This is a genomic window from Stenotrophomonas sp. 2201_Sma, assembly GCF_056486685.1.
Window position 1 is genome coordinate 1,321,519 of record NZ_CM151329.1, and the last position, 22,791, is coordinate 1,344,309.

Below are 22,791 nucleotides of genomic sequence, written 5' to 3' on the forward strand. Positions count from 1 at the left end.
ACTCAGAGCGCTTGTAGGGAGAAAGTCATGGGATTGGACGGCAAAGCAGTAAGGGTTCTTCTTGTAGAGGACGAACCCACCCTCATGATGGTCTTGGAGCAGGCCATTGCCCAAGTCGGCTACGACGTCTCCAAGACGGCGGAAGACTTGCCCACAGCCTTGGCGTGCGCCAAGGAAGCCGCCTTCGATGTTGCGGTGCTGGACGTCAACTTAAACGGGGTCGAGTCTTACCCCGTGGCCGATCGCTTGGTCGAGTTGGGGGTGCCGTTCCTGTTTACGACCGGCCTTGGGGCCAGCCGGCTGCCCGAACGCTTCAAAGGCACGCCCTTCCTTGAAAAGCCGTTCCGCCTGAAAGAGATCGCCGCCGCCCTCCAGTCCCTTTGCCACCAACTGGAGGTTCACTGAGTTTCCGGGCCTTGGGCGCCGGTCGGGACCTTCGGGTCCCTTTTTTTATTTCAGCGGGGCCTCGACCTGCTGGTAGGTTCCCACAGTCTTGCTCATGCCCAGAATGTGGCCCTTCGCGGCCTTTAGCACTTCGTCCCGCGTCGCGCCGGCCTTCAGATCAAGCACGGTGTCCAAGGCCAACAGCTGGAAGTGGTAATGGTGCGGTGGATCGCCCACAGGCGGTTTGGGGCCGAAATAGCCCACCGATCCTCGGCTGTTCGCCCCCTGCAGCATTCCCTCCGGTTTCAGAAGCCGCGGATCGACCGGCAGGCCCTCGGGCAGCGATTGCTCGGTGGCTGGGATGTTGTAAGCGACCCAGTGAACGAAGGGTTTGACGTTGGCTGCATCCGGATCCTCCATGATCAGCGCATAGGACTTGGCACCAGGCATCGGGCTCCAAGAAAGAGCGGGCGATGCATCGTCGTGATACGCGCTGAAGCGGGGAGGCAATGCTTGGCCCGAGGAAAACGCCGGGGAGCGGAACTCGAACGTGGCGGCTTTGCCGATCCGATCCTTGGCCAACGGCACGCCCGAGCCTTGATTGACTTGGGCCATCAAGGGCCCGCTAGGCACTGCGGTCGCGGGGGAGGCGGACGCTTGGCCTGGGCCGTAAGTCACTCTGTAGATGACGCCGTTGGCATCGTCGCCGACCAAAAGTGCACCGCCCTTCGTCATCGCCAGACCGACGGGCCTTGCGATATGCGCCTGGCCGTTGTCGACCAGGAAGCCGGTCAAGAAGGGCTCAAACCCGACCGGCTTGCCGGCGTTGAAACGAACCCGCACCACCTCGTAGCCCGACGCAGGCTTGCGGTTCCAGGAACCGCGCATCGTCACGAAGGCGTCCCCCCGGTAAGCTGCCGGAAACTGCTGGCCGGTGTAGAACAGCATCTGCATGGGGGCCGCGTGGGCTGTGTAGCCGAGCACCATGGGCTCGCTTGTCGCCGCCCATTGCTGTTTGCTGATCTGCCCTGGCGGTGTGCTCTGGGGATTCACCCCGTCCTTGCCCCAGATGTGGGGCCAACCATACTTCTTTCCTTTCTGAATGCGGTTGAGCTCCTCGGGCTGCTCATCGTTGCCCAAGTAGTCGATGCCGTGATCCATCCCCCACAGCTCCCCCGTTTTGGAGTCCCAAGCAAAGCCGATGGTGTTCCGCAGGCCGCTGGCAAAGATGGACCGGCTCTTGCCATCCGGCGAGGACCTCAGCAGCGCCGCATGCTCGGGATTGGTCTCGTTGCACGCGTTACAGGACGAGCCCACGCTGATGTAGAGCATCTCATCAGGGCCAAAGGCCAGCGTGCGGTTGGGGTGCTGACCGCCATCGGGCAGGTCGTTGATGATCCGTTCCTCTGGACCCAACGTCCCGTCCGGGTGTATGGGGGCGCGATACACGTCGTTGGCCGTGGCGACATACAGCTGCCCGTTGGCGATGGCCAGCCCGTGCGCTCCTGGACGTGAGAAGACCACCTTCGGTTCGGCGTCCAAGGCTCCGTCTTCATTGGCATCCTCCAGCAACAGCACGTCGCCTTGATCTCGACGTGAGACATAAATCCGCCCATCTGGTCCCACGGCGATGATCCGGGGATTTTGAAGGCCTTGCGCCAAGGGACGCACTTGGAAGCCACTGGGCACCGTCAGGGCCTGAACGCGCTCGGGCGTCGCCTCCACCTTGGCGGGTTTGAACGTGTGGACGTTGGCTTGGACGTCGGTTCCGTCCCCCTGCTGAGCGAAGGCGAGGGAGGGGGCCAAGAAGACGAGCAAAAGCGCGGAACGGGTCATGAGGATGGCCTGGCGCTGAGGAGCGTTCAGCATGTGGCGGGAGCGGTCAATGGCCTGCGAATGCGTTGCATGCGCGCCGTTCACCACGAGGGCCATCGATCTCCAGGCCCACGCACCGCCGGTCTGAGATGCTCCGCCGTTCGCCAAGCCTTCACTCGGGGATCGCTTGATCCGCATCCCAGCCTCGATACGGTAAGGCTTCGCCCGACACGAGAGGAAGACATCCATGGCAGAGCTCAAAGAGAACCTGTTGGACTGGCTGCGCGACGCACACGCGATGGAACAGCAAGCCGAAACCATGCTGAAGGGGCAGGCTTCGCGGATCGAGCACTACCCAGTGCTGAAGGCGCGCATTGAAGAGCACATTCAGGAAACCATTGGCCAGCGCGAACGGCTGGAAGGGTGCATCAAGCGCTTGGGCGGCTCGCCGTCGACCCTCAAGGACGTGATGGGCAAGATGGCAGCCTTCGGTCAGGCCGTCGGCGGCATGACGGCCTCCGACGAGATCGTCAAAGGCGCGATGGCCGGTTACGTCTTCGAGCATTTCGAGATCGCCTCCTACACGGCCCTGATCGCCGCAGCGAAGACGGTGGGCGATGCAGAAACGGCCCGGATCTGCGAAGAAATCCTCGTGCAGGAAGAGGCGATGGCCGACTGGCTGGCGGCCCACCTGCCCGAGGTGACCGAAGAGTTCATGGTGCGCGACGCCACGCCGGGCGTCGAAGCCAAAAAGTAACCGCTGCGCCGCGCCGGCCGGGTTCACGCCCGGCCGACGCGGCCGGGCCTACAACGAAAGGCCCTAGGATTGGAGGCGGCTGGCATGCCCAGGCCCATCTGGAGTGGTTCGTTGTCCTTCGGGCTGCTCAACGTTCCGGTGTCCCTCATGTCCGGCGAGCGTCGCATGGATCTGAGCTTTCGCATGTTGGACGCACGAAACAAAAAGCCCATTCGCTACGAGCGGGTCAACGCCGAAACCGGCGAAGAAGTGCCTTGGAAGGACATCGTCAAAGCCTTTGAATACGACAAGGGCAGCTACGTCGTCATAGAGAAAGAAGACATCGCCGCGGCCGCCCCCGAGACGCACGAGTCCATCGACGTGGAGGCCTTTGTCGACGCCGAGAGCATCGGGCTGAGGTTCTTCGAAAAGCCCTACATCTTGGTGCCCGGCAAGAAGGCCGAAAAGGGCTATGTCCTGCTCCGAGAGACCCTGAAGGAAACCGGCAAGGTGGGCATCGCCAGGGTGGTCATCCGCACGCGCGAATACATTTGCGCGGTGATGCCCGAAGGCGATGCGTTGATCATGATCCTGCTTCGCTACCCGCAGGAGTTGGTGGCTCCGGACGAATACAAACTGCCGCAGGGGGGGGCGTCGGACTACCGGGTTGCGCCCAAAGAGCTCGAAATGGCCAAGCAGCTGATTGAGAGCATGACCTCTGAGTGGGAGCCGGACAGCTACCAGGACGAGTTCCGCGAGCGCCTGTCCGACATCATCAAGAAGCGGGTGAAGCAGGCCGGAGCCACGACCACCTTCGAGGAACCGGAACATCGCGAGGACTCGGCGACCAACGTGGTGGACTTCATGGCGCTGCTCCAGAAGAGCTTGGAAACCAACAAGCGCACCCCGGCGAAAGCAACGCCGGTGAAGACCGCCTCCAAGTCCTCCACCAAAGACAGCAAGCCTGCCAAGAAGGCCGCCATAAAGAAGGCCCCAGCAAAGAAAGCCGCAAAGAAAGCCCCCGCCAAGAAGGCTCTAAAGAGCGCCTGATCACCCAAGGAGAATCCCATGAGCGACGACAAGAAGAACACCGGCAGCCCGGACCGCGACCGCATCAACGTCAACGAAGACTACGAGCTGCAGTATTGGACCAAGGCGCTGGGCGTGTCGGTCGATCAGGTCCGGGCCGCTGTCAAAGCCGTTGGCCCCACCGCTGCGGCCGTTCGCAAGCACTTGGGCAAGTAACGTGGCGCCGTCATGTCCTTGGTCGAATACCGTCGCAAGCGCCGCTTTGACCAGACCAACGAGCCCGAGCCTGGCAAAGCGCTGCCGCAAGGGCAGCGCGCCATTTTCGTGGTCCAACTTCACCACGCCAGCCGCCGGCACTACGACTTCCGGCTGCAAATCGGCGACGCCCTGAAGAGTTGGGCCGTCCCCAAGGGCCCTAGCTACGACCCCAAGGTCAAACGGATGGCGGTCGAAGTGGAAGACCATCCCGTCGACTACGCTAGCTTCGAAGGCGAGATCCCCAAGGGGCAATACGGCGGTGGGCACGTGGCCCAGTTTGATCACGGCGTTTGGGCCACCCAAGGAGACCCAGAGGCACAACTTGCCAAGGGTCACCTGCGATTCGAGCTGTTCGGCACCAAGCTCAAAGGCGGGTGGCACTTGGTCCGGTCCGGCAAACCGGCCCGTCAGCCGCAGTGGCTGTTGTTCAAGGACGACGATGCGTATGCGAGCGATCTGGAAGCGGACGATCTGCTCGCCGATGTGTCGGCGGCCCCAACGGCAGACATCAGGAGGGCCGGCGGCGGTAAAGCCGACAAGAAGAAGCTCAAAGCCCTCCCTGCAAAGCGTGCGCGACGGAAGAACTGGGCCAAGAAGGCCTTGGCCCTGCCCAAAGCGAAAGAGGCGGCTCCGCCTTCCGGCCCCTTCGAGCCCCAGTTGGCCAAGCTGGGGGAGGCCCCGCCGCAGGGCGACCAATGGGTCCATGAGATCAAGTGGGACGGGTATCGGATCCTCGCAACGGTCGCCGATGGGGCCGTCCGGCTCTGGTCCCGCAACGCGTTGGAGTGGACCGACAAGATCCCCGAGATACGCGACGCCGTGGCGGAGTTGGGCCTTACCTCTGCTGCCTTGGATGGCGAACTCATCGCCGGATCGGGCACCAAGGAGGACTTCAACCTGCTCCAGGCGACATTGTCCGGGGAGCGGCAAGGCGCGCTGGCCTACGCGCTCTTCGACCTGCTCCACATCGATGGCGTGGACGTGGCCGCAGCACCTCTGTTGGAGCGCAAGGCGCTCCTGCAGGAGCTGCTGGCGGGCCAGGCCGGCCACTTGGCCTTCAGCTCTCACGTCCAAGGCGACGGCAACGAAGCCTACCGCCTGGCTGGCGAACAGCACTTTGAAGGCATCATTTCCAAGCGCGCCGATCGCGGCTACCACCCCGGCCGCAGCGACGACTGGCGCAAGACCAAGCAGCTGGCCAGCGACGAGTTCGCCGTGGTCGGTTACACGGCCCCCAAGGGCAGCCGCAGCGGCTTTGGCTCGCTTTTACTGGCCAAGCCCGACGCCAAACACGGTTGGCTCTACGTGGGCCGGGTGGGCACCGGGTTCTCCGACGCCTTGATCAAGGACGTGAGCAAGAGGATCCAAGGGGGAGGCAAGAAGCCGACGGCCTACGTGCCCACCGAGGACACCGATCTTCGCTCTGCCACGTGGTTCGAGCCGCGCTTCGTGGTGGAGGTGTTCTATCGCGGCATCGGGGGGCAGCAACTGCTGCGCCAAGCCTCCTTGAAAGCCGTGCGGGCCGACAAGGAAGTGAATGATTTGGCGGATTCGGATCGCGCCGCCCCGGCGAAACCGGCCCGTGGCAAACGGGCATCGGCGGCGTCTTCTGCCCGCAAGACCGCCGCAACGCCTCAAGTCGAACGCGTGCCCCCCAAACTGTCCTCCCCGAGCAAGGTCCTTTTCCCTGGCGACGGCTATACGAAGCAAGACGTTTGGGATTACTACTCGGCAGTGATGGATCACCTGCTGCCCGAGGTGATCAACCGGCCCTTGTCGATCATTCGCTGTCCCGCCGGCACTGGCAAGCCTTGCTTCTTCCAGAAGCACCACACCGCCGGGCTGGAGCTGGTGGACTCGGTCAAGCTGAAGGAGGACAGCGGCATCAACGCCCACTACCTCGTAGTGCGCGACGCGGCCAGCTTGCTGGAGCTGGTCCAGTTCAATGCCCTGGAGTTCCATCCGTGGGGAAGCCACGCGGAGGAGCCTGACCGTGCCGACCGGGTGGTATTCGATCTAGACCCCGGCCCAGATGTGCCTTTCGCGGAGGTAAAAAAGGCTGCCACTGATATCCGGAAGCTTCTGGCCCAACTAGAGCTGGAGTCCTTCCTGCGGGTATCCGGAGGCAAGGGCCTTCATGTCGTGGTGCCCTTGAATCCCGGGTGCGACTGGGACCTGACCAAGCGCTTCGCCAAAGGATTCGCCGACGCGTTGGCCCAGTCGGAACCTCAGCGGTTCTTGGCCACCGCCACCAAAGCCCTTCGAAACAAGCGGATCTTTGTCGACTACCTGCGTAACGGTCGAGGTGCCACCGCAGTGGCGTCGTATTCCCTGCGGGGTAGACCGGGCGCGCCTGTCGCGATGCCTCTGGCGTGGAGCGAGCTGCCAAACCTCAAACGGGCTGACGCGTTCACGATCAAGGACGTGCCGGGCAAGCTGAAACGTCGCCGCAAGGATCCCTGGGAGGGCATCGATGCGTTGAAGCAGAACTTGTCGAAATGGGCCCGAAACGACTAGCCGCTATCCCCGCGGTCGTGTCCGAGCGTAGACGGGAAGACGCGAGCGTCGTTGGCAGCTGCCGAGCACGTGATGAGCACGCGGGCTTGATGCCGGCTCCTGTCCAATGAGCCTCATGCAGTGCGATGCTCCCGCTCCGACCCCGGTGACCGTCTGGACCATCGGGCATTCCACTCGACCTTGGGACGAGTTCTTACACCTGCTGTTCGCACAAGGCATCTCGGCGATCGCGGACGTGCGTCGTTTCCCAGGATCGCGTCGTCACCCTTGGTTCGCATCCGAGCAGATGGCTAAAACGCTGCCAGCGCACGGCGTGGAGTATCTTTGGATTCCTGAACTGGGCGGGCGGCGCAAGGTGCAGCCGGATTCGCCCAATGGTGCGTGGGACAACGCCGCGTTTCAGGGCTACGCAGACCACATGGCGACCGCCGAGTTCGCCGGCGGGCTATCGAAGGTGCTTGCACTGGGGGGCGAACATCGGACCGCGCTGATGTGCGCGGAGGCACCGTGGTGGCGTTGCCACCGACGTCTCATCTCCGACCTGCTGACGCACCGGGGCCATGAGGTGCTGCACATCGTGTCCCACGCCGAACCCAAACCGCATCCGCTGAACCCGATGGCGCAGGCCGTCGGGCCAGCGCTTGTCTACCCACCGGCTCAGACGGAGCTGTTCTGAACCAACCAGTAGGGCGATCGCGTGTCGGGCCCGCCCGGCGCATTTTCTCCCTATCGAAGCTATGCGGACATGTCGGCTGCCTTGCAGTTGGCGCGCGCTTGCCGCACGGTGTTGTTGATAGACGACGGGCAGCCGCGCAACCCTGCCTGAATCGGCTTAGGCGGTCGTCCCTGGTCCCAGCTTCAGGTAATGGATCGGAGGCTGCCCCGTCAGAAAGTTGGCGTTCTCCTGAGGGATTCAGACTGGCTTTCGATCTTCATGTCTGCCATGAAGTAGTCTGGGATGGATGGTGAAGCGCAGGTTAGAAAACGATGCAAGGGGGAGGGGAGTGAGGAGTGCTCAGTATGATTCGCTTTGCAGCGCGCTCGATAGGATACATGGACGGCAAGCGCTGACGGATTTCGCCTCGGATTGGGGCCTCCACCGCAGTCCCAGCGAGGATGGCACAGTGGAGGTATGGAAAGGCGCGGCGATAGGGGCCGGCGTTGAGATCTTGTTGCTTCCGCCCGTGTCCGCTTCCAGCGACTGGGCCATCTCGACGCTGGTCACGGTCGGAGGCCGGGTCGAGCATGTCAGGCGACGTCCGTTTCGGATCTGACGAAGAGTGGCTGCTAAACGCCTACGACGGCCTTCCTTGGTGCAGCCAATACTGGGTCAGCAGGGAGGCGGCGCGCCGGTTCGCCGACGTCGACGCCAAGCCAGGACCTGTCCCACCACGGCCGTGAGCAGCAGCAGGGCATTGGTCACCACAAACACCGTTGACCCCAAAAGTGCACTGTAGGCGGTGAACAGGGTCGACGCGGTCATCTGACCGACAAACAGCCATTTGGAGACCGTTTCCGGATGGGGAGACTGCCACTGTTTGATCATTTGCCGGACCAACGTGGCTATCAACACGGCGGTTGCAGTCCAGCCAAGAACATCAGGATGCATGGCCGCTCACCCGTCCTTTGGGTCGTGGACAGTTGAACCGTCTTGGCCGTGCGCCGGGCGCTTATGAGGCTCCTCAATGATTTCCTTGTTGAGGATGCGAACCTCGCCCACCATCAGCAGGCGCATGTCGCGCACGATGTAGTCGGCCAACGCCTCATCGGTGATGTCATCACCGGCGATGTCCAGCCGGAAGCCTTGGCCCTGAATCCCGCCCCCGTTGCTGAAATCAATCTCGAAATCAAAGCACACCCGCTTCTCCATGTTGCCCTCTCCATCGGTGAGACTGGGCGGCACTGAAAGGCCGCTTACTACGCTTAGAAGGCGATCATCGGCGTAAGGAGGGCAGCCCACAACTGGCCCCATGCCCGGATCTGAGGGCAGGCTCACTGCCGTTCCCGCTTTCGGCGGTCGTAGAGTTTCATGTCCGCGCGATTGATGGTATCGGCCACCGATTCCGAGGGCCGACCAATGGCGCAACCGCCGGAAAAAGCGGATCGGTGCAGGTCAGCGTGGCCGAAATAGTGCGGCGGGCGTTGAACGATTTCTGACCGTGCCAGCACCCGTGGTGGTGCCCGTGTGCGACAAGATCCTGGCTTGCGGACACTACATCCACGGTCGCCAGTGGAAGCACCCGGAAACCCTCCGGGCCGTGTTTGAAAGTCGGCTCTACCTGCACCCGGCTGATCCGTCTGACGACACCGCAAGCGCTTGGAACTGGGTCAAGGCATGCTCGCCAGCGCAAGTGTGGACGCGCATGGGGGCTCCAACCCCAGCAGAGCTTGAGCGGGTCATACAGGCCGATACGAAGGCCCGAGATGCATTGCTTGCTCCGCGCTTGGAACTATCCGAGGAAGAAACGAGGCGATGCTTTGACGTTCGGTTGATCGCCGGACTGGCCATGACCGTCGCCCGGAAAGGATGGCCAGGGGCGCCATTGATGCATGGCGCGTATGGCCGCCACTGGATCATCGAATCGACCGCGAGAAAGAGGGAAGATATCCGTCTGCAGGACATCGGATTGCGTGTCTGGGCCGAGACGATGGCCATGAAGGCCAATCGCGCCACCCAGCAGGCTGCATCCGATAAGACACGGGGCTCCGAAGGGTTCTTGGTGACGCACGAGGTGGGGAGCTGCTGAAGCCGTTCCTGGGCGGGCGGTTTAAGAACGGCAACATCACGTCATCTTCCACAAGCACGCCTTGCACCTGGTTGACCGCCTGAACGCCCGGATCGCGGGACCGCTGCCCAAGGCTTTGCCGGCGCCCGGTTGCCCCTGGACATTGCGGCATTGCATGGTGGAACGTGGAGGTGGGCACGGCCGGTCCCCTGAACCGCCAAGGGCTTGCTCCAGTGGCCGGCGGAAGGCATGCCCTCAGTGACTTTTGAGGGTGAAGCCCCGTGGCAGTCGCCACTGGAGAGCCGGGGTTGGGCCGTTGAGGGTTTACAGTAATCTCGCAAAACGGCAGGATCGGGGTTTGACCAAATCCAAGGGAAAACCGTGGCACTGACGCTCGAAGAAATCCGCAAGAAAAAGGCTGAAGCGGAGGCCTTGGTGGCCGAAATGGAAAAGGCCGAAGGCGACGCGCTGGCGGCCGAAGCCGGGGCCAGCTTTGCAGGAGTCTACGAGACCTTGCAGCAGTTTGCGCAGCATTACACGACGAAGCAGAAGAACGATCTGAAGGCGCTGCTTGAGCCACGCAAGGCGGTTTCTGCAAGCGCCGGCATCAGTCGCGCCCCGAAGTTCCAGATCCCGGACGGGACCACGTGGGCTGGCACCGGGCGGCAGCCCAAGGCATTCCTTGCGTGGGCCGAAACTGCTGAAGGCAAGGCGTGGAAGAAGAATAACCCGGACCAAGAATGGCCGGCGCACCCGTATAAGGCCTGACCGGCATTACAGCGTTGCAGATAGAGCCCCGGGAAACCGGGGCTTTTTTTGTGGGCGTTGAACCAATGACAGCCACGCTCAGGCTGGGGCGCAAGCCCCGGCCCCGAGCCTTTCTTCCCCGAAGGGGGCTCTTCAGGCGCGGCCCAAGCCGCGTTCTTTTGAGCTCTTGAAGACAAAAAGCAACGTCAAAAGTAGCATGGAGCAAAAGCGCTTTGGGAAAAAAGGCAGGTGGGGCCTCGGCTTCCGCCGGGCCCGGCGCTTGGCGGGAAATGTGCTGCGTTTCAAGTTTTCCATCGATCTGCGGCCCGTTTGGCGGTTTTGATACTTAGTCAATAAAACGTAGACGCAAAGTATTGCGATTTTTTGGGGGTGGCTTAGTTTGCGTGGGTAGCGAGGGAGCGCCCCCTCTTCAAAGGTTTTCGCATGATTGCTTACGTTATTGGCCGGTCCGGCTTACTTGCCCATGGTTATCGGGGGTTCTTCTAATGGCCCACCACCACGCCAGCCCCATCCAACTCCAGACGGGCGAGTGGGGCGCCCGGGTGCCCGCCCCGAACGTTCGGAACGGCGACAGGCTCACTGTGGTTGCCGGGAGCGGCAGCTCCTGGGAAGCCGTCGTTGTCGGCGTGGTTTGGCAAGGCCCGGAGGCCGCGATTTGCCAAACGGCTCGGGGGCTCATGCAGTGTGGGTGCTGCGGGGAAGTGGGGCAGAAAGGGGCCTACCCCTTCTCAACGTATCCGGCAGAAATGCAGCGTTGCGACGATTGCGCGGGTTCGGCATGAAGACGCCAGCAACGAGTCGCCGCAAACGCTTCTACGCATACCAGCGCCGCTCGGGTGGCCAGTGCTACTTCGACAAAGCCATGCACGCCCACCTCCAGCGGTATCCGCACACCATCGGCCATTACCAGCTCACACGCTTCCTGGGCACTTCCGCGTTGCTGACCGCTGAAGAAGCGGCCGCCCAAGGATGGATGGCCAAGCCGCACGGGAGCCCTGCATGACCAAACGCTACATTCTCCGCCCCCCAGAACGCTTGGTCGAAACCATCCACGAGACGTGGATTGACGCGCCCAGCAAAGCCGCGTTTCAAGCCCTGGCCGCCGCGCAAGGCCTGAGCATGCGCGCTGCACTGGCTCAACTCATCGAGCAACACGCCCAGATTCGAGAACCGTTTTCCCCTCGACGCCCGACGCCGTGGACCGGGGAGGGGTCGAAGGGGCGAGAGCGCTACAGGGCCGCGCTCCCCAGTGTGCAGCTGGGACTCCATGCCGTGACGGCCCTGCAGATTGACGCTAACCGGGCTGGGATTCGTCTGACCGAGGCCGTCCGCCAGCTGGTCTGGCTATGCATCCAAGCCAACGCCTGATCCCTCGGACGCCTTTTGCGGGCATGGGGCCAAGGACAGCCACGCGGAGGCTGGGGGAAGCCCTGGCCCACGTCCTAACCTCCCCGGAGGGGGCTTTTCAGGCGCGGCCCAGGCCGCGTTCTTTTGAGCTCTTGAAGAGAAAAAGGCAACGTCAAAAGTGGCATGAAGCAAAAGCGCATTGGGGGAAGGGCGGGTGGGGCCTCGGCTTCCGCCGGGCCCGACGCTGGGCTGGAAATGTGAGGTGTTTTAGGGTTTTTGTGTTTTCTGCTTTTTTCCGTCAGTTTTGTGTTTTAGTCATAAAAATGTAGGGTCAATCTATTGCGAAAAGTTGGTTTTCTTTTACTTTGAGATCAGAGAAGAGCGCCGATGCTCTTTAACCAAAGGGAACCCCATGTTGACGTTCTTTGCTTTTTGCCTCTTGGCTGGATTGGTCGCCGGATTGGCCATTGCTGATCGACTGGATGCGCTCTGATGAATACCCGCAGCCAAACCCAAGCGCCCGCCCGGTCCTCCACCCCTGGAGCCCTCCTGCGATTCCTGTTCGACGCCATGTCGGGCATGGGAGCGGCCAAGCTGGGATGGGAGATGGTGACCGACCCCAAGGCCAAGCTGTCGGACATTGCCATCGGCGTGTCGCTCTGCCTGGCTCCTGCAGCGATTGCGGCCACTTGGGCGCTTTGCCTGTTCGGCATCGCCCAACACCACCAGCTTTTTTGAAACCCGAACCCCTGACAACCACGGAGGACCTCGCTCGTGCGAAAACTTTTCAACAAACTGCTCAACATCGCCCTTTTTGGCATGGTTCTGTTCGCCCTGGACCAAGTCCCGGAACGCCTGGATCGCATGTCGCAAACCGCCCAGAACCTGGTTCAGCAGGTGGGCTACTCGGGCCCCATGCAGGGCATCCCCTCGGGCGTGCCAGACGGTTACGAGTTCTGATGACCCCCGCACCCTGGCCATCGTCGGAGCTCGTTCGCCTCGCATGGGCGGCACGCCGGGATCCTCTTGCCCGGCAGCACCTGCTTCAGGCGTTCCAAGAGGGGGCCGATTTCCATACCCCTCTGTCCAGCAGCGATCTGAACGACGACCTGTTTGCCGTCCCTGGGGATTGCTTGGCCGGGGTGGTGATTCGGGAAATGACGGGCGTCAAGGACGCCGAAGAGTGGCTGCACGCGTTTCTTCGCGCGCACGAGTTGCATCAAGCGCTGCCACCTGCTGTGGGAAGCGCTGGCAAGCGGCGCTTCTGATGAACGTGAGCACGCAGTAACGGGTGGTCAGGGCTACGCCTTGGGTTTCGCCGCGGTTTCCGCTCGCTTACCGAACTCCTTGCACCATTCGAGCATGTCTTGAACGTCCTTTAGCAGTTCGTCCGGACCCGGAAGCCAACTGGGGGTGTCGGTGGGTTGGGAGTGCTCGAATGCCGAATACTTCGTCATCATCCCGTCGATCAGTGCGCAGTCTGCTGGGGTGATTGCACTGAGCCGCTGTAGCTTGTTGAGCGTGTTGATCTCGCGCCGGTAGCGGTTGATGACGCCAGAACAAAGCTCGTCCTCTACAGAGCGCTCAACCAAGATTCGGAAGTTGCTGCAGGCGGCCTTCAGGGCAAGTTCTTTTAGTGGCGGATCAAGCTTCTTAAGCTGTCCGATGCTGCTGATCATTTGGTTCAAGCCGGATTGTGGCTTCAGAGAGAACGTATTGATCTGCGCCGGCATGCCGGTCCTGCTTCCATCGCGGGCGATCGATTCAACCGCGACCTTGACCGTAGGCTGATCGAGGTTGGCCCGCTGCTTGGCGGCACTCTGCAGTAGGACCATCAGTGACAATCGATGTGTGAACACGATCACCTGGCGATGCTCGGCCAGATCTACGAGGCGTTTGGCGACCGCCTCCTCAAAGCGCTGATCCAGGGAGGAGATGGGGTCGTCGAAGATCACGGGCATGCCCCGTTCAAGGCCCGTCGCGTCGGCCAGGAAGGCTGCCAACGCCACAATGCGTTGCTCCCCTTCGCTCAGGATTTCCCGATTCTTCTGGGCGCCTTGCGCGTCCTTCAGCTCCACGTAGAAGGTAAACGCGCCCTTGCCTTGGGAACGATACGACATGCGGACGGGAAGGGAGTGGCCTCCCAACGCCTGCAACTCAGCATTGAAGCGGTTGCAATAGCCCTTGGCCAACTCCGACTCGCCAATGTCATTGCTTTTCGTCGTCAACTGGCTGGTTGACGTGGACCGAACAGCAGCCTCCACCGTTCCCACGCGTTTGAGGCGGATCACGTCGGCCCACACCCCGTCGCGCTGCTCCGACAGCCACTGTTGGGCCTTGAGCTCCGCCAAGCGGGTTTCCTTCTCCTTGCGCCCCATCGGGTCCAGCAAGCCCGCGAGCGCATCGCGATCAGCGCTGGTGGTCTTGACCTTCTGATCGTAGGCGTTGGTCCACACCGACCACTGCACTGCCGGAGCCGGCGTGGCCTCGGCCATGGCTTTCAATCTCGCATGGATGGCCTCAAGCAGCTCAGTGGCTTGGGCGGCTTCCAAGCCAATAGCAGCGCACTGGGCCTGCCAGGCGACATCGGTGAGACGACTGGGCAATGCCTTCTTCAGCGCCGTCAGCGCGTCCTCCGCGCTTTTGGCTTCTGTCTGCAGGGTGTCGCTGAGGTAGCTCTCAAAGCTGGCCAAGCGGGCCTTGCCCTCGTCTCCCAACGGTTGCTGGCAGAGCACACAACAAGCCTCGTCTCCAACGTGGGGGAACGGGAGATCACGGTAGGCAAGACCGGTCGAATACGCCTTTGCAGCGTCCCAAAGGGTTTGCCACACGGCATCTCCGACGCCTTTGAGCGGCAGCCCATTGAGGAAGGCCGTGGCATAGGCGGTGGCGGCCTGGCGCTTGACCTCTGCATTGCTGCGGGCATCCAGGAGCGCTTGCGCCTTCTCGTCGCTCAAGCCCTCCCTCAGCGCCGAGACGCTTGTGGCCATCTGGGACAGGCGTTCCAGCTCTCCGACGGCCTTGGCGTGGGCTACTTCGGGGTTCGCCTGGGCCAGCGCGGTCTCCAGAGCCAAACGCTCATCGTTCAGTGCCGCGGGGAAAGCGCAACGCTGGTTGATCTCCTCTTCGGTAAGTTTCGCCGTCAGTTTCCGAAGGAACGTTGCCGCACTGCTTTGGGCGTGATCTTCCGGGATGATGGGCAGTTTGCTGGTGAGCTTGGCGGCGCGGGCCTTCAATCGGGTGGCGAGATCGTCTGAGATGTGGATGAGCATCCCGACGAACCGCATAGCTCGGGGAAGATGGGTGGCGGTGGTGGCGCTGTCTCCGAACTCCAGCGCTGTGGCTGAGTCGAAGACCGGGACCGCTTTCAACGTCGAATGGGCACCGTCGGATGCTTGCCAAGTGAGATCAGCAGACGATGTCGTGCCGTCGGATCGGGTCGCCGTGACTTTGATCAAGGCAGAGGCAGCATCGGGATTCTGCTTGAACACGTTGCCGTGGATAGATCCCTTGGCCCGCGCGCCACAAACGTGCTTCATCAAACGGGCGTAGCCCGATTTCCCGGCCCCGTTGGGTCCGTAGACCACGGTCATCTGGCCTTGGCTGAGGTCCAATGCCGCGTCCTCGCCAAGGGCATTGACGCCGCAGATGGAGGAGACCGAGTCGATGCGAAGCTCAGCGGCGGTGGGTGTCCCCAAGATGGTTCCCGGTGCCAACGCCGGGTGGGGAGCATCCAGCTTCTTGGCTGCCTCGGCCAGGCAGTGATCCGCCAGCGCCTCCATCTCCTCTTCGTTCGGCATGCGGCGGTGCTGGATCACCGTGGAAGCGGCCATGCGCAGCCAGCTTGGGCGGCCATTCAACCACTCTTCCAGAGTCGTAGGCGCAGTGGCCCCATTCTTGTTCGCCATCGGTCACTTCCCCTGTGAATGGCCAGAGCCAGGAAGGCTCCGTTCCCCTTCCGCAATAGTGACGCGGGTCACATTTGGAGGCAAGTCGGTGATGGTCGTAGGGGATGGGGAAATGGTTTTCCCGAACGGTAGGGATCAGGCCTCTGAGGGGGCATCGATCTGGGCGGCAGCCAGGGCGGCTGCCAGATCACGGTTCAGTGCTCGCGCTTCAGCCCGCAGTTCGCTCCAGTTCGGCGTCCCGACCGGGCCTTGCCCACGCATCGACGCGAGCCAAGCATGGGATCGCAGCCTGGCCGCTTCCGCGGCTGGCGTCGAGGACTTGAGGGCGTCCAACGCGGCCAACTGGATTTCCAGAAGGTTGATGTCCATCAGCGCCTGCAACTGCTCCGGTGCCATCGGGCTTGGCGCATCCCGCTGCAGCCACCAGCGTCGAAGTCGTTTCAGCATGTCTTCTCTTCCCTGAGATCGTTGTCGCTACTCGGGAGGATGGCCACGCCACGGCTCTGGGCGTAATCCCTCACCTTCGTCAGCAGCTCTCGCTGCTGTTCGGGTTCAAGCCGCGACATCACCAGCAACGTCTCTGCCACTAGATCATTTGTGGCATGGAAATAGGCGACCGGCATGCCAAGTGCTTGGGCCAGCTTTTCCATCGTTGCAGGATCCGGCACGCGATCTCCTCTCTCGTAACGAGAAACCCTGGGAGCGGCGGAGTTTTCCTCGTCCAACCCAAGCACGGCCCCCAACTGTGCTTGCGTCAGGCCCTTGGCCAGCCGGGCCTCGCGCAAGCGGCGGCCAAACGTGTGAGCTGGGGCGAGAGGGGCAGGCATGGGCGATCACGAACCGGGAACAATCCCCAAGTCTGCCGCTTCCCATGCTGCACCGCATTTGCCAAAATGGCAAATAAGGCCATGGTGGCCGGGATCAGGGGGATGCATGAAGCAAGCGATTGCAGCCGTGGCCGTGTGCCTGGCGTTGGCCAGCGGGACGGCCACCGCCCAGGACGGCATTTTGGGAAGGATTGGCAAGGGGTTGATGCAGGCGGGCAAGGACGCCGCCTCGGCCCCGGCGACCAAGCGTTACCTGGAGCCGGCAGGCACTTACTGGGACGACGGCGACCCTCCAGTGCTCGACGGCTACACCCGGATCCGGTGGGGCTTGGCGGCCACCGCGTCGGGTGGTCACAAGATGTGCGAAGAAGGCCTCTTCGCCGAGGCCAAGGCAGGCAAGGCCATGACGCCCGCCATGCGAACCCATTGCATCGGATCATGGGGGCACCAGTTCAAACGCGTCGGCCTGCAGGGCGACCCGGCCTCTGCGTTTGAGGCCAAGGCGCGGCAGATCGCCTCCACCGACGCGTTCTACCTGCGGCCCTACATCGACGTGGAGATCGACCCCAGCACCAACATTCTCCACGCCTACGTGCTGGTCATGAACCACGACTGGTATCCCCGCTCGCCTGACTTTCTTCCGACGGCCGTTATCGGCCCTTCGCCGTTGGGCAAGGGCAGTGCGGTGGTTGGGGTCGAGCATGGCGGGCGCTACCACGCCGCGTTGCGATTGAAGCCGGAAGACGCGGCCGAGCTGCGACGGGTGGGGCGCGACGCCACGGGAGACCGAATCTTTTTCAAGGTCGTGGAGGGCAGGTTGAAGCCCAACGGCCTGCCCGACATCGTTCTCCAAATCGACCGGCTGGAGATCGGCTACAAGACCCAGAACATCGGCATCATCCCCTCCAAAGACAAGGACGCATGACATGAAGCACGCACTGATCGTGGCCGCAGCAGCGGCACTTTTGACCCTGACCGCCTGCTCTGGCGACAAGGGCCCCACCAAGGAGGACGGGGTGAAGGTCGTGGAAGGCTTTTTCACCGAGCAGGGAAAACAAGCCACGCTCCAGCGCACCTGGCGGATGGAAGTGACCGACGCGGGCGGCTTGGATCTCGACTGCGAAAAGAAGCCCAATGGGGATCAAGAGTGCTTGATCAGCGGGTCGGTAAAGGCCCTGGGTTATATCGGCGGCCAGCCCACCAAGGATGAGCCGAGCACCCTCAAGCCGAAGCTGCGGACCCTGTTCCGCCCAGATGGCGAGGGCTGGCAGATTGTGGAAGTGAAGGACGAAGGGACGTCTGCAGGCTAAACAGGCCGCAGTCCACCGCTTGACTGCACGCCGGTCTCGATCAAGCGTGCAGCCATTCAATAGGGGAGGACCACATGAACCGCTATCCGCCATACCAGCCGTTGCATCCGCCCACCGGGCCGGCCGCCATGATCCTGCCCAGTGTGATCCTGGGTCCGCTCGGGCTGCTCGCCCTGGGCGGGGGGCAGGAGGCCATGCGGTCCAGTGTGTTGCTGGGCTCGCTCTATTGCGCCGGGGGCATGGCGATCTTCGCGTTCCTGGCCTTCTGCCTGGCAATCCATATCCGCGCTCAGCGACTCTGGGACTGGCACGTCCGCACGGGCCGGATGCCGTATTTCCGGAAACATGGCTTCCTGAAAGGGGCGCTGCTCGGGGGAGGGCTGGGCCTGGTGACGGTGATTGCGGCCGTCGTTCTGGGGTTCAAGTATGCGGAGCACCCTCAGCTTGGGGACATTGCTACCGCAGCGTTTTACTTGGCTTGGCTCTGGGGCGTGTTTTTGATCGGCGTGCTGGCCGTGGTGTTCGGGTGGGTCAAGCGGGCGTGGGATCGGACGACCGTGCCGCCGAAGTGATCTCACTCGCTCAGCGGGACCCAAAAGCCCTTCCATTCGCGCACGGTCTTTCCTGAGAGGCTAGTGGCAATGGGCGTATAACGCTTCTGAAAGCGCTGACCTTCCCATTCCACGATCTGGCGGGTGAGCGCATTGGGGTAAGCCTTGTCCAGCGCCGCGTCTCGCTCCTCTTGGGCCGTTCGAGGCAATACGCCAGTGTCCTTAAGTGCGCGCTCCACCCGGGCCAGCGTGGTCTTGGCGGTTTCGATGTCTGCACGGAACTTGTTCGGATTGTTTCCCGAATAGTTCTCCCATTTCTCGTGCAGACGTGCCAGGTCTTGGACGGCCTTTGCGTGGTCGTTGAGCGTGTAATCGGTCATCTTTGCTTATTGGGCAGGCTGGGCGGCCAGGAGCATGCCGGAATCGAGCCTGTTGGGCCAGCCGGCGGGGGGGCTGGTCCGGATGCTTCGGTGGCAGGGCCAGGACTGTTGGCCGGGGGAGTGAGCGTGGCAAGAGCGGAGGAAGAGGCAAGCCGGTCGGGTGCGCACTTGGAGTAGATCTTGTTGCAATCACGGGCCATCACGGAGGCCAGGGGCAAGCAGCATGAGTTGTGGGAAAACTCTAACCGCAAGGATCCAATGCTGCACTACGACTCGAAACCTGGAGAGGGCGTGTCGATACTGACGATGTGCCCATATGGCATGCCGTCGCGATGCATGATCCAGAGAAGCCGAGAGGTCAACGAGTTGGAGGAAGAGTCGGCGGGGCCCAGTTAGGGGCGATCCACCTCAATGCGATGCCGTAGGTGGTCATGGTTGGGGGTTTGACCAAGCCTCAAGAAGAACTCGTCCAAGAACGCAGCCGCCGAGTTGATGGCCCATGCAGCGCAATCCGGGGATAGGAACCGTGGGATGTAGTGAACCGTCGTTGGCAGGAACGAGAAGGAGGCCTCAAGCCTCGCCTGTAGCGGACTGTCATATAGATTGTTCTCTCCCACCATGTCCGCTGTGCCCATATCCAACCAGTCGTGTTTGTAATGGACCAAGCGATTTCGCAGATCGATGAGCGTATGGGCTTCGATCCAGCGGACGTCGGTATGGTCGATCTGGGGAACATTTGCGTCCTCCAGCAACTCGTTCAGCCTCAACAACGATGCAGGAATGCCCGTGGCACGGCTTCGAGGCCGTGCATCGTTCTCAGCCACTTCATTAGCGGTGGCATCGAGGAAAGCCCCTGCGGAGATCACCGCGGCGGATACGTGAGCACCAAGGGCGATTGCTGCTTCCTCAGACCCGTCAAGTTCCAAACTTTGGGCCATCCTAGCGTGATAGGCCGCCATCTGCGCGTGATGTAATGAAAAGTAGGAGCGCAAGAGCATCCCGATGACCATCAGGGGGATTCCGGTTTTGTTGGTGAAGGCGTCATCCTCAGGCGAGCTAGGCAATCAGGCAAGCGTCTCGTGTGCGGCAGTGGGCGATCGCGTCAGGGCACCGGCCCTCGACAGGTCAGCGTCAGCGCTTGGTAGTCCACCCGCACGGGGTTGTAGAACTGCCGATACCAGTTGAAGACGACGGTCTGGCCCACGTTGTGCTCGTTGCACGCCGGCAGGCCTTGCTGGGTGCCAAAACCGCCGTTGGGCGTGCATCCGGGCTGGCCCGTGCAGGTGGTATAGGGCGTTGAAGCCACCGCCGACGACTCGGGCCACTCCCAGCGATAGGGGTTGTTGCTCTTGCCGACCAGATCGGACGCGCACGCTTGCCGGCACACGGCCAAGGACGTGCCGCCGCTAGTCCAGTTGTAGTCGCAGTAATGCATGCCCATGTTGGAGACGCACTCGAAATCGTAGGAATAGGCGTAGCGGATGTTCCCCGCGTCCGAAAGCGCGTTGCACTGCTCTTCGTAGAAAGCCGATTCACTCACGTTAGCGGGCCAGTTGCCAGGCATTGGTGCAGGCGTCTCTACCCGACGGATCGGCACGTGGTTGATGGCCCAGTCCAGCTTGGCTTTTTCCGCTGGCGTCAGGCGCACCACGGCGTCGGGATACCAGTAAGAAATGCCACTCGAACCCGAGGGCGGCGGCACGTCCTGCCCATCGGCCGAGTGCCACGCCACGACCTGCAAGCTCCCGTCGCTGCAGCGAGCGGCCGTGGGCTTGCACGTGTTGACCTCGTTGCGACGGCCCCCCGTATCTGCCCACGCCGACCAGCCGCCGTAAGTGGGGCCGGGCAAGGCGGCGGTGCCGAACGGGCAGTGGGTGAACACGTCCCGCGATCTGACCTGCTGCCGCTCCCAGGTATGCGTGCCGGTTTGGCCTGACGGGCAGGCTTGCGACGTGGGGAGCCATTGATCGCGTTCCTCACGGGTGGTCCCCGGGCAGGCTTGGCAATCCCTCGCCGTCACGGCCGCCACCGTCTGGGCTTGAACCCACGCCTCGGGATGCTCCCACGCGGCGTCTGAGTTTGGATACACGTCGCCGGGAGCGCAGACCTGGCGCGTGCGCACCGTCTCTGTGCCCCACGTGCCCGCCGGACAGCTCGCCCGGGCCGCCGAGCTTTCCGATTGCCGGCACGGCACCAAGGCCGGCGGAGCCGGGGTGGGGACCGGCGTTGGGAGCGGCTGAGGCACCGGAACGCTGGGCGCAACAGGAAGCGGTGGAAGAGCCGGGAAAGGAGCAACTGCAGGGCTTGGCGACACGTTCCCAGGAACGCCCGGCACCGCATCGCTCACGCTGGGCGCACCAGTGACGGGCCCCGCCGGGGTCGGCGTTGAAGGGCCAGGGACGGCGGGCGTGGAGGGCAGGGGAAGCGTGGGCACCACGGCGACCGACGACCCAGCCACCATGCCCGAGTAATAGACGATCTCGACCACGGCCCCATCGACCCCGCACGCCAATCCCAAGCCGGGGATGTCCAGGGTTCCGCCGTTGCCCAACAAAACACTGGTGTTGCCCACGATCACGTCCCGCACGTTCGCGTCGCCTGCGATGGCGGAGACGAACGGCACGCAGGCCCGCGCAGGAAGCCCGGACAGCCCCACGGTGAAGGCATCCCCCGCCAAGCGCACCGTGGCCGGGGACACGGTCACTGCGCCGCCCCACGCGTTGCTCATGGTCGCTGCGCTGCCTTGGCGGAAGTCGGTGGGGGCAAGCCCATCTTCAAGCACGTTCAACGTGCTGACGCCGCGGAACGAGCCAATGACGCCATGGGACCGATCAACGCGGCTGGCCAGGTCCCGAACGTTCTCGACGTCCGACGCCACATTGACCCGAGTAGTAACGCGGGGGTAGACCCAGAACGCGGCGGCGCCCATGGCCGTGGCAACACCCAATGCGAGCAGCAACTCGACCAGGCCAAAGCCTGGAGCGGAAGAACGGCGGCGAGGGCGGGCATGCGGTGTCATGCACTTCAGCATGCGACACAACCGCGTTTTGACAAGCCCCGACGGCAGTTCTTGATTTTAGTCAAAAATCTTTCAAATCAATGGGTTGACATCGGTTGGCGATGTGGTTGGATCGTGTGTAGGAGCGGTTTAATGGGTAAACCGACCTATCCATAAAAAGAGAGTGAAGACATGAAGATTCATCCCGTCGAGCCTGCCAGCACCGACCTGGCGCATTTCCAACTCCACACCGCCGCGCGGTTCCTGGACCGCACCAATGGCCTGAACCAACTGGCCGACAAACACCGCAGGATCCAGCGCTTGGCCACCCGCGCCCGCCATGAGCGGCGTTGGAAGAAGGAAGAGGAGCGCTTCGTATGAGCCTCTTGAACATGGCCCTGCTGTTTGTCGGTCTCCTGGGCACCGCGGTGTTCTACCAGGACCTGGTCGCCAACCCCATCACCGCCGGGCGCGCCCTCGTGCGCTTCTATCAACTGCCGGCGGAGCATCGCCAAGGCAGCGTTCTGCAAGAGGTTTCCACGGCATGGTGGAACATCGTGCTGGTGCCGTTCTACGTGCTGGTGGCCTTGGTGCTCATCGGGGTTCTGGGAGGTGGGCGATGAGTGCCGGGACCGAAAGCCTCATCCGAGCCATCCAAACCAACGACCCGCTGGCGTTTTATGGGTGGCTGCACACACTCAAAGGAACGCCCGACCTCGACGCTGGCGTGGCGGGCGATCCTGGCATCACTGCGTTGGCCGTCGCCTCCGTCATGTATGCCAAGGCCATCCAGTCGGACCGGCTCTTGGCTGCGCGCTTGGCTGGGATGATTGAGGCGCTTATGGACGCCGGGGCCAACCCGTTGGTCCGCGTCGGGGAGCGGTTCGTGGTGCGACGGGGACACAGTGGAAAGCTAGAACGTCGTCAGATCTCAGAAGGTCGGAGCGTCGCAGAGGTCTGTGGAGGCGTTCTGTGCCCGGCAATGCAGGCATGGTTCGCACGCCATACCGCGGATTTGATGAACACCCACCTTCACCGCTACCACCCAGCGTTCATCAAGACTCAGCAACCGGTCGCTGAAGAGGTTTGAAGCACGTGCCGGCGGCTACTCGCCGCCGAAAGGCGTCGTGGGAGAAGGGGCGGGGAGGGCCACGGCTCCCGCCGCGGCCTGGGTCGCTGAATCCCGGACGTCTGCACGGCGAAAACCCTCTGGATGCAGAGGCCCTTGCGGGAATAG

Annotated in this window: 28 protein-coding genes; 19 read left to right on the forward strand and 9 right to left on the reverse strand. The window is 62.7% G+C overall.

Translation table 11 applies throughout. The features are described from left to right. Positions 1 to 27: 27 nt before the first annotated feature. Entirely contained in the window at positions 28 to 405 is a 378-nt protein-coding gene (locus ACZLIF_RS06225) for a response regulator (protein WP_464048688.1), read from the forward strand. A gap of 45 nt (positions 406 to 450) precedes the next feature. Here ACZLIF_RS06225 and ACZLIF_RS06230 read toward each other — a convergent pair whose 3' ends face one another. Continuing rightward, positions 451 to 2,316, reverse strand: a complete 1,866-nt coding sequence (locus ACZLIF_RS06230) for a YbhB/YbcL family Raf kinase inhibitor-like protein (RefSeq protein ID WP_197585899.1) — start codon at positions 2,314 to 2,316, stop codon at positions 451 to 453. A 130-nt stretch (positions 2,317 to 2,446) separates the two neighbouring features. Between ACZLIF_RS06230 and ACZLIF_RS06235 the strand changes: the two genes are divergently transcribed. The 5 genes from ACZLIF_RS06235 to ACZLIF_RS06255 all read left to right on the forward strand — a co-directional run bounded on the left by ACZLIF_RS06235 (position 2,447) and on the right by ACZLIF_RS06255 (position 7,415). Then, the gene (locus ACZLIF_RS06235) at positions 2,447 to 2,956 is read left to right on the forward strand and encodes a ferritin-like domain-containing protein (RefSeq protein ID WP_024957537.1); all 510 of its coding nucleotides are present in this window, start codon (positions 2,447 to 2,449) and stop codon (positions 2,954 to 2,956) included. 84 nt (positions 2,957 to 3,040) lie between these two features. Continuing rightward, positions 3,041 to 3,985: a non-homologous end joining protein Ku gene (gene ku, locus ACZLIF_RS06240; protein ID WP_024957538.1), complete on the forward strand. Its 945-nt coding sequence runs from the start codon at positions 3,041 to 3,043 to the stop codon at positions 3,983 to 3,985. Positions 3,986 to 4,003: 18 nt separating this feature from the next. Then, positions 4,004 to 4,180 carry a DUF3606 domain-containing protein gene (locus tag ACZLIF_RS06245; protein ID WP_064485349.1) on the forward strand — a complete coding sequence of 59 codons (177 nt, stop codon included), beginning with the start codon at positions 4,004 to 4,006 and terminating at the stop codon, positions 4,178 to 4,180. Between the two features lie 12 nt (positions 4,181 to 4,192). Further along, complete coding sequence (gene ligD, locus ACZLIF_RS06250; protein ID WP_024957539.1) at positions 4,193 to 6,739, forward strand: DNA ligase D; 2,547 nt, start codon at positions 4,193 to 4,195, stop codon at positions 6,737 to 6,739. A gap of 106 nt (positions 6,740 to 6,845) precedes the next feature. After that, a complete protein-coding gene (locus ACZLIF_RS06255; protein WP_024957540.1) occupies positions 6,846 to 7,415 on the forward strand; it encodes a DUF488 domain-containing protein in 570 nt (189 codons plus the stop codon). Between the two features lie 654 nt (positions 7,416 to 8,069). On the opposite strand, the gene ACZLIF_RS06260 is transcribed toward ACZLIF_RS06255, so the two are convergent. Further along, entirely contained in the window at positions 8,070 to 8,348 is a 279-nt protein-coding gene (locus tag ACZLIF_RS06260) for a membrane protein (protein ID WP_024957542.1), read from the reverse strand. 6 nt (positions 8,349 to 8,354) lie between these two features. Continuing rightward, positions 8,355 to 8,609, reverse strand: a complete 255-nt coding sequence (locus ACZLIF_RS06265) for a hypothetical protein (RefSeq protein WP_024957543.1) — start codon at positions 8,607 to 8,609, stop codon at positions 8,355 to 8,357. A 313-nt stretch (positions 8,610 to 8,922) separates the two neighbouring features. Between ACZLIF_RS06265 and ACZLIF_RS06270 the strand changes: the two genes are divergently transcribed. The 7 genes from ACZLIF_RS06270 (at position 8,923) to ACZLIF_RS06300 (ending at position 12,848) form a co-directional block, all read left to right on the forward strand. Beyond that, positions 8,923 to 9,486, forward strand: a complete 564-nt coding sequence (locus tag ACZLIF_RS06270; protein WP_136191686.1) for a hypothetical protein — start codon at positions 8,923 to 8,925, stop codon at positions 9,484 to 9,486. A 360-nt stretch (positions 9,487 to 9,846) separates the two neighbouring features. Beyond that, positions 9,847 to 10,233 carry an H-NS family nucleoid-associated regulatory protein gene (locus ACZLIF_RS06275; protein WP_024957545.1) on the forward strand — a complete coding sequence of 129 codons (387 nt, stop codon included), beginning with the start codon at positions 9,847 to 9,849 and terminating at the stop codon, positions 10,231 to 10,233. Positions 10,234 to 11,011: 778 nt separating this feature from the next. Continuing rightward, positions 11,012 to 11,236 (forward strand): hypothetical protein, encoded by a 225-nt coding sequence (locus ACZLIF_RS06280; protein ID WP_024957547.1) that lies wholly within the window; start codon positions 11,012 to 11,014, stop codon positions 11,234 to 11,236. Further along, positions 11,233 to 11,601, forward strand: a complete 369-nt coding sequence (locus ACZLIF_RS06285; protein WP_024957548.1) for a hypothetical protein — start codon at positions 11,233 to 11,235, stop codon at positions 11,599 to 11,601. The genes ACZLIF_RS06280 and ACZLIF_RS06285 overlap by 4 nt, the downstream gene beginning before the upstream one ends. A gap of 471 nt (positions 11,602 to 12,072) precedes the next feature. Next, entirely contained in the window at positions 12,073 to 12,318 is a 246-nt protein-coding gene (locus tag ACZLIF_RS06290) for a hypothetical protein (protein ID WP_024958712.1), read from the forward strand. A gap of 36 nt (positions 12,319 to 12,354) precedes the next feature. Next, positions 12,355 to 12,540: a hypothetical protein gene (locus ACZLIF_RS06295; RefSeq protein ID WP_008268538.1), complete on the forward strand. Its 186-nt coding sequence runs from the start codon at positions 12,355 to 12,357 to the stop codon at positions 12,538 to 12,540. Beyond that, entirely contained in the window at positions 12,540 to 12,848 is a 309-nt protein-coding gene (locus ACZLIF_RS06300; RefSeq protein ID WP_024958711.1) for a hypothetical protein, read from the forward strand. The genes ACZLIF_RS06295 and ACZLIF_RS06300 overlap by 1 nt, the downstream gene beginning before the upstream one ends. A 33-nt stretch (positions 12,849 to 12,881) precedes the next feature. On the opposite strand, the gene ACZLIF_RS06305 is transcribed toward ACZLIF_RS06300, so the two are convergent. The 3 genes from ACZLIF_RS06305 to ACZLIF_RS06315 form a co-directional block, all read right to left on the reverse strand. Continuing rightward, positions 12,882 to 15,488: an AAA family ATPase gene (locus ACZLIF_RS06305; protein ID WP_478462428.1), complete on the reverse strand. Its 2,607-nt coding sequence runs from the start codon at positions 15,486 to 15,488 to the stop codon at positions 12,882 to 12,884. Positions 15,489 to 15,623: 135 nt separating this feature from the next. Continuing rightward, a complete protein-coding gene (locus ACZLIF_RS06310) occupies positions 15,624 to 15,935 on the reverse strand; it encodes a hypothetical protein (protein ID WP_136191685.1) in 312 nt (103 codons plus the stop codon). Next, positions 15,929 to 16,315, reverse strand: a complete 387-nt coding sequence (locus ACZLIF_RS06315; protein ID WP_024958708.1) for a helix-turn-helix domain-containing protein — start codon at positions 16,313 to 16,315, stop codon at positions 15,929 to 15,931. The genes ACZLIF_RS06310 and ACZLIF_RS06315 overlap by 7 nt, the downstream gene beginning before the upstream one ends. A 106-nt stretch (positions 16,316 to 16,421) precedes the next feature. Between ACZLIF_RS06315 and ACZLIF_RS06320 the strand changes: the two genes are divergently transcribed. From ACZLIF_RS06320 to ACZLIF_RS06330, 3 genes are all read left to right on the forward strand, one after another. Further along, positions 16,422 to 17,240, forward strand: coding sequence for a hypothetical protein (locus ACZLIF_RS06320; protein ID WP_478462430.1), 819 nt, complete (start codon positions 16,422 to 16,424; stop codon positions 17,238 to 17,240). A gap of 1 nt (position 17,241) precedes the next feature. After that, positions 17,242 to 17,625: a hypothetical protein gene (locus ACZLIF_RS06325; RefSeq protein ID WP_478462431.1), complete on the forward strand. Its 384-nt coding sequence runs from the start codon at positions 17,242 to 17,244 to the stop codon at positions 17,623 to 17,625. A 74-nt stretch (positions 17,626 to 17,699) separates the two neighbouring features. Continuing rightward, entirely contained in the window at positions 17,700 to 18,197 is a 498-nt protein-coding gene (locus ACZLIF_RS06330; protein ID WP_478462433.1) for a hypothetical protein, read from the forward strand. 2 nt (positions 18,198 to 18,199) lie between these two features. Here the strand turns inward: ACZLIF_RS06330 and ACZLIF_RS06335 are convergent, their stop codons facing one another. The 3 genes from ACZLIF_RS06335 to ACZLIF_RS06345 all read right to left on the reverse strand — a co-directional run bounded on the left by ACZLIF_RS06335 (position 18,200) and on the right by ACZLIF_RS06345 (position 21,587). Next, positions 18,200 to 18,556 carry a hypothetical protein gene (locus ACZLIF_RS06335; RefSeq protein WP_478462434.1) on the reverse strand — a complete coding sequence of 119 codons (357 nt, stop codon included), beginning with the start codon at positions 18,554 to 18,556 and terminating at the stop codon, positions 18,200 to 18,202. Between the two features lie 392 nt (positions 18,557 to 18,948). Then, on the reverse strand, positions 18,949 to 19,566 hold the full coding sequence (locus ACZLIF_RS06340) for a hypothetical protein (RefSeq protein WP_478462436.1): 618 nt from the start codon (positions 19,564 to 19,566) through the stop codon (positions 18,949 to 18,951). A 92-nt stretch (positions 19,567 to 19,658) separates the two neighbouring features. Then, on the reverse strand, positions 19,659 to 21,587 hold the full coding sequence (locus ACZLIF_RS06345; protein ID WP_478462438.1) for a type 4 pilus major pilin: 1,929 nt from the start codon (positions 21,585 to 21,587) through the stop codon (positions 19,659 to 19,661). Between the two features lie 159 nt (positions 21,588 to 21,746). On the opposite strand from ACZLIF_RS06345, the gene ACZLIF_RS06350 reads away from it, so the two are divergent. The 3 genes from ACZLIF_RS06350 to ACZLIF_RS06360 are packed head-to-tail and all read left to right on the forward strand — an operon-like array spanning position 21,747 to position 22,644. Then, on the forward strand, positions 21,747 to 21,935 hold the full coding sequence (locus ACZLIF_RS06350) for a hypothetical protein (protein WP_031421735.1): 189 nt from the start codon (positions 21,747 to 21,749) through the stop codon (positions 21,933 to 21,935). Beyond that, on the forward strand, positions 21,932 to 22,177 hold the full coding sequence (locus ACZLIF_RS06355) for a hypothetical protein (RefSeq protein ID WP_478462440.1): 246 nt from the start codon (positions 21,932 to 21,934) through the stop codon (positions 22,175 to 22,177). Before ACZLIF_RS06350 ends, ACZLIF_RS06355 begins: the two co-directional genes overlap by 4 nt. Next, positions 22,174 to 22,644 carry a hypothetical protein gene (locus tag ACZLIF_RS06360; protein WP_478462442.1) on the forward strand — a complete coding sequence of 157 codons (471 nt, stop codon included), beginning with the start codon at positions 22,174 to 22,176 and terminating at the stop codon, positions 22,642 to 22,644. The genes ACZLIF_RS06355 and ACZLIF_RS06360 overlap by 4 nt, the downstream gene beginning before the upstream one ends. Positions 22,645 to 22,791 lie beyond the last annotated feature (147 nt).